At 55.6% G+C, this 5,165-nt stretch carries 5 protein-coding genes; 4 read left to right on the forward strand and 1 reads right to left on the reverse strand.

Annotated elements, in window-relative coordinates:
- The coding region (locus tag EOC06_RS30175) for an AAA family ATPase (RefSeq protein WP_368773610.1) at positions 1–1,438 on the reverse strand (1,438 nt) is incomplete at its 3' end.
- A gap of 287 nt (positions 1,439–1,725) precedes the next feature.
- On the opposite strand from EOC06_RS30175, the gene EOC06_RS30180 reads away from it, so the two are divergent.
- The 4 genes from EOC06_RS30180 to minD form a co-directional block, all read left to right on the forward strand.
- Positions 1,726–2,217, forward strand: coding sequence for a DUF3010 family protein (locus EOC06_RS30180; RefSeq protein WP_164898812.1), 492 nt, complete (start codon positions 1,726–1,728; stop codon positions 2,215–2,217).
- Positions 2,217–3,290, forward strand: a complete 1,074-nt coding sequence (locus EOC06_RS30185; RefSeq protein ID WP_128309514.1) for a protein kinase — start codon at positions 2,217–2,219, stop codon at positions 3,288–3,290. The genes EOC06_RS30180 and EOC06_RS30185 overlap by 1 nt, the downstream gene beginning before the upstream one ends.
- A 230-nt stretch (positions 3,291–3,520) precedes the next feature.
- Complete coding sequence (gene minC / locus EOC06_RS30190) at positions 3,521–4,321, forward strand: septum site-determining protein MinC (protein ID WP_128309515.1); 801 nt, start codon at positions 3,521–3,523, stop codon at positions 4,319–4,321.
- Between the two features lie 66 nt (positions 4,322–4,387).
- The coding region (gene minD / locus EOC06_RS30195) for a septum site-determining protein MinD (protein ID WP_128309516.1) at positions 4,388–5,165 on the forward strand (778 nt) is incomplete at its 3' end.

Here is a 5,165-nt window from a genome sequence, read left to right on the forward strand (position 1 = left end):
ATTTTAGGTCGTCGATGGAATTACCTCTCCCGAAACTGGAACTTATTTCTGCCTGCTTCTCGGCCAACAGTATTGGTGCCAAGTTTGGCTTATTGATAGAGTCACATAAGGCCGTCAGAACTTCATCATCATATAGATAGGCTTCGAGATGCCTGCGGTCCAAAACCTTTATCCCATCCGTGTTGAAGTCCGTTACATCAGCCGGTGCGTGGTCATCACCATCAATGAGTCGTTTGACTTTCATGCCCGAGGCAATCTTTGGCAGTGCTGCAGCGATCCCTAAATAATCACCGGCCACCTCCTTAGAATTACCGGCGGAGAGAAATATCACGTCCGGAAACTCTTCAGCAAAAATGGTAGAGTAAACACGGGCATCATGCTCCGCGTTCTTGCCTGGCACTGCACCTCCGGGATTGCCCTCACACACGATGACTTCTCGTGGCGCGACGAGAGCCGCTAGATCATCAAGGGCGACATGCAGCACCTGTTCCCAGAATGCCCTCGTAGGCTTCGACGGCGTGATCACGGTGGGTTTGTCGAAATCGTGCCCACCAAAATCAAGGAAAGTCACTGATCCTGAATTCGCTTCATAGAGTTCGCGAGCTTTTCGCATCATCCCAATCGAGTGAGAAGCGATCCAGAGCTGCGACCTTTCAGGGATCAAACCGAGAAGCTCCTGCAGCAGCGTACCCTGTAGCTTGGTACTAATGTGCGCTTCCGGCTCGTCAATGCAATAGATCGCATCTTTATAGCTTTTGCGCTTGACGACAAAATCTAGGATCAAGTCGAAAGCCGCTTTCTCTCCACCAGACAAGTTCTTGTAGTCAAAGCTCTTGGCGGAACCCTTATCGAACTGAAATGTCCCTTGTTCGAGCGGATTGCCCACACCCACAAAGGTAAGATCTGGAAAAAGCCGCTTAAGGGGTTCTCGACACTCCCCAATGAGTCTGTCTCGAAAGTCGCCCATCTTAGTAGTGGCTGCCTCATTGACGAAGACATCCTCCATCGCTTGCGATGCAAGGCGCTGGTAATTTCTGGCTACCGTGGCGTCTGATTCAATGAGTCGGTTAATGGGAAAATCAGCAAGCACCGGCCCAGTTCGTGACAAAGTATCGGTTAGGAACTCAGGATCGTTCCGATAGGCCGTGCGAACATACACTGAGCCTCGCTGCAATGGCGCATTATCTTGAATCCCGATTGTAATGCGTTGCGAAAGCTCAATATTTGCCTGCAGCGGTCTGTCGTAATATCTGCTATCTCCGTTCCATCCATATCCACTAGACATTCGGTACTTTAGGAGGAACGCGTCAAACAGGGAGGATTTACCTGATCCGTTAGGCCCAGCTAGGACAACGAGCCGCGCCTCCGGAGGAATGTCCCGTATTTTCAGCGACGTAAACCGACGAAAGTTCTCGAGTTCGACACTAGTTATACGCATCCTGCTCACTCCCTCAAGGCGCCAAGCGTCAATAGTGCACAAAGGCTCAGAAAGCTACGATATTGTGTGGAAATGCGAAGTTATAATCCGCCATTGGAATATAACCACTCTGTTTGCACTGATATCGCCTATGGACCGACTGTTGTTCAGTCCGGTTGACGCCCGCCAACCGGGCGAAATTGTCTGACCAAATAAGGAAAGCAAGAGGCCTCCACCTAGAATCTGACCTTAAGCCCTGCGATGTCACTAAAAAGGCAACGAATTCGAATCTCGCGGACGATGGACACTTGTCAGACGATATCCATAAATGTACGGAATCAACGTGGGGTGCCACTCAGAACAACGGAGATTATCAAGTGATTGTATGTGGAGTAGATCTAAAAGCCAGCGAAGCTAGGCTAGTCCTGGTTTCAGTCAAGGATGACGATCCGCATCACATAAGCTGCAAGACCAGAAAGCTCAATTTGGGCGACGACAAGGACACCAGTTCAGTCAAGGCGCTTCTCCAGGCGGTGAGGACGTTTGCTCATGAGCATGGTGTGGATGTGTTTGCCGTGAAGGCAAGAGCGAAAGGGGGACAAATGGGAGGAGGAGCTGTGTCGTTTAAAATAGAGACGTTGTTCCAGCTCTCCGATCGTGAGGTGGTTTTTGTTAATCCCGTCGCACTATCAAAATTCGCAAAGACGAATTTGGGAGGCATTCCAGATGGAGTCCTGAAATATCAAGAAGATGCATATCGCTGCGGAGTGTATCACCTCAAGAGTGCCAAGGAGCTCTAATGGCATTGGATTTTTCGCCTTTGCCACCGCTAGTCAGGTTAAAGGCCGAAGAGCTGTCGAAAGACATTGAATTCGTCAGTATGATTGACAAGGGCGCAAATGGCTATGTGCTCATCGGTCACAACAAGTTACTCAAGCGCAATGTCGTAGTTAAGTTTTACTATTGGGGTGGCGGCGATCACGCAGAACCTGCGTTGCTCGCTAATCTCGATTCCGAGCACATTCTCAAAGTGTATCACGCTGAGAGCATCGACAAGGACGATGCATTTTTTATGACGCCGTACTGTGCATCTGGCGATCTAGATGATGCCTTGGGGAGGCGCAAATTCGGCACTGTCGAGGCAATCGATGTTTTAAGCCAGATCGCAGCTGGCGCAAGCTTCCTGCACGGCAATGGGTATCTGCATCGCGATTTAAAGCCGTCCAATATCTTCTGTCTTTCAGACGATCGATTCGTAATCGGAGATTTTGGATCGGTGGTGGTTCAGAACAATGAGGGCTACGCTAAGACGTCGACCCGGCATTCGCTCCTATATCGGCCGCCCGAAGAGCTTGATCAAAAGTGTTTTTACCGCCAGGGAGACATCTATCAACTTGGAATGGTTTTCTATCAGGTTTTGGGCGGTCATTTGCCTTATCACGAGCGCGATTGGCTTGCTGACAGGGAGAAGAAGAAATATGATGAGCTTACCGACTGGGATCAGCAGGCATTTGCCACTTCGATTGTCGAGTCCAGAATTGCCCGAAGTCGTATTCTCGACTACTCGACGCTGCCCGCTTGGACGCCAACCGCTCTCATGGCTATCATACGAAAGTGCTGCGCAAAGGCATTAGTAGACCGCTATTCGTCTGTTGCCGATCTCGCAGCTAAATTAAACAACGTCAGGAGCAAAGTTCCAGAATGGCGCGTTGCCGAATTTCCTGTGTTGCGCCGTGCCAAGAAGCAATTTCGAATAGTGCCCCACAAAGGCGGCTTTGCAATCGAGAAGTGCGTTGGCGCTCAGTGGAGGAGGGAGCGGGCCCATTTTCCGTCAAGTCTTTCTGACGCTGTTCATGTTGCCGAGCAGTTGTAACCGCCAGATGGGCAGCCGACGTTACCCAAGTCCGTTCAGAGGCACTTGGCTGACGAGCGCGTTGTTTCAGTCGCTTAGTTAGATGTATGGAAATGGCCGGCGGCAGATTTCGAACCTCGGCTATCTCTGTCGGGAGCCACCCTTCCGACCTCCTCTCTCAACCCTCCCCATTAACCATTCGTTAACCATTCCCTCGCTAGCGTTTACCTCTCAGTAAGGATTCGCCAGCCGTGACCTTTGCCGCCCCCCTCGAGGCCAAATCCATTCGTTTTCGCGCCCGTTCTTTCGTCGCTTTCACGCTGACGCCGGAAGCGCCCTTGGCGGAGTGGCTGGAGGGGCTGGATCACTGGATCGGCAACTCGCCGGGCTATTTTGCCGGGCGGCCGGTGGTGCTCGATCTCAACACCTTGAAGCCCGATGTCGCCGCGATCGAATCGCTGGTCGACGTGCTTGGCCATCGCGGCATCCGCATCTACGCCATCGAGCTCGACGGCCACGCCGCACTCGCGCCCAACCTGCCGCCGGTGCTGGTCGGCGCCAAGGAGGCGACGACGGATGGGCTGCTGCCCCGCAAGGCGCGGGAGGATGTTTCCGAAGAGGGCAAGGCCGAGGGCAGGGCGCCTGAAGCCGGCGCGGCCAAGGCCGGCGACGGCAAGGTTGACGCAAGCAAGGCGGGCGATAGCGAGCCGCAGGTTGAAGCTTCGGGCACGCTGATGATCAAGGCGCCGATCCGCTCGGGCCAGGCGATCGTGCATCCGCATGGCGATGTCATCGTGCTCGGTTCGGTCGCGTCCGGTTCGGAGATCATCGCGGCGGGCTCGATCCATGTCTACGGCACGCTGCGCGGGCGCGCTTCGGCGGGTGCGCTGGGCAACAGAGGCGCGCGCATCTTCTGCCGCAAGAACGAGGCGGAGCTTCTGGCGGTCGACGGCTGGTACGTCACCGCCGAGGAAATGGAAGGTGTTTCGCGCGGCAAGCCGGTGCAGGCGTTTCTCGATGGGGACGCCTTGCGGGTTTCGACACTGAGCTGACATTCGTTTCGATATTGGGGCGGCCGATGGTCGCCCGACCAAGAAAACAACAACGGAGGCTTTTCAATGGGCAAGGTAGTGGTGGTCACCTCGGGCAAGGGGGGCGTCGGCAAGACGACCTCGACGGCGGCCCTCGGGGCGGCCGTGGCCAAGACCGGCAAGAAGGTGGCCTTGGTCGACTTTGACGTCGGCCTGCGCAACCTCGACCTGATCATGGGCGCCGAACGGCGCGTGGTGTTCGACCTCGTCAACGTCATCCAGGGCCAGGCGAAGCTCTCGCAGGCGCTGATCCGCGACAAGCGGGTCGAGACGCTGTTCCTGCTGCCGGCATCGCAGACGCGCGACAAGGATGCGCTGACCGAAGAGGGCGTCGGCGAAGTCATCGACAAGCTGCGCTCGGTGTTCGACTACGTGTTCTGCGACAGCCCGGCCGGCATCGAGCGCGGCGCGCAACTCGCCATGCGCTTTGCCGACGAGGCAGTCATCGTCACCAATCCGGAAGTGTCGTCGGTGCGCGATTCCGATCGCATCATCGGCCTGCTCGACGCCCGCACCTTGCGGGCCGAGCAGGGCGAGCAGATCGCCAAGCATGTGCTGGTCACCCGCTACGACGCGGCGCGTGCGTCGCGCGGCGAGATGCTGTCCATCGACGACGTGCTGGAAATCCTGTCGGTGCCGCTGCTCGGCATCATTCCGGAAAGCCAGGATGTGCTGCGCGCCTCCAACCTCGGTTCGCCGGTGACACTGTCGGAGCCGCTCAATTCCGCTGCCAAGGCCTATATCGACGCCGCCAGGCGGCTGGAGGGCGAGGAATTGCCCGTCATCGTGCCCTTCGAGCGCAAGG

The organism is Mesorhizobium sp. M7A.F.Ca.MR.362.00.0.0 (genome assembly GCF_004023175.1).
Taxonomy (GTDB): Bacteria; Pseudomonadota; Alphaproteobacteria; order Rhizobiales; family Rhizobiaceae; genus Mesorhizobium.

Coding starts and splice junctions, on each gene's coding strand:
- EOC06_RS30185 (WP_128309514.1), top strand. CDS start 2,217: ATGGCATTGGATTTTTCGCCTTTGCCACCGCTAGTCAGGTTAAAGGCC.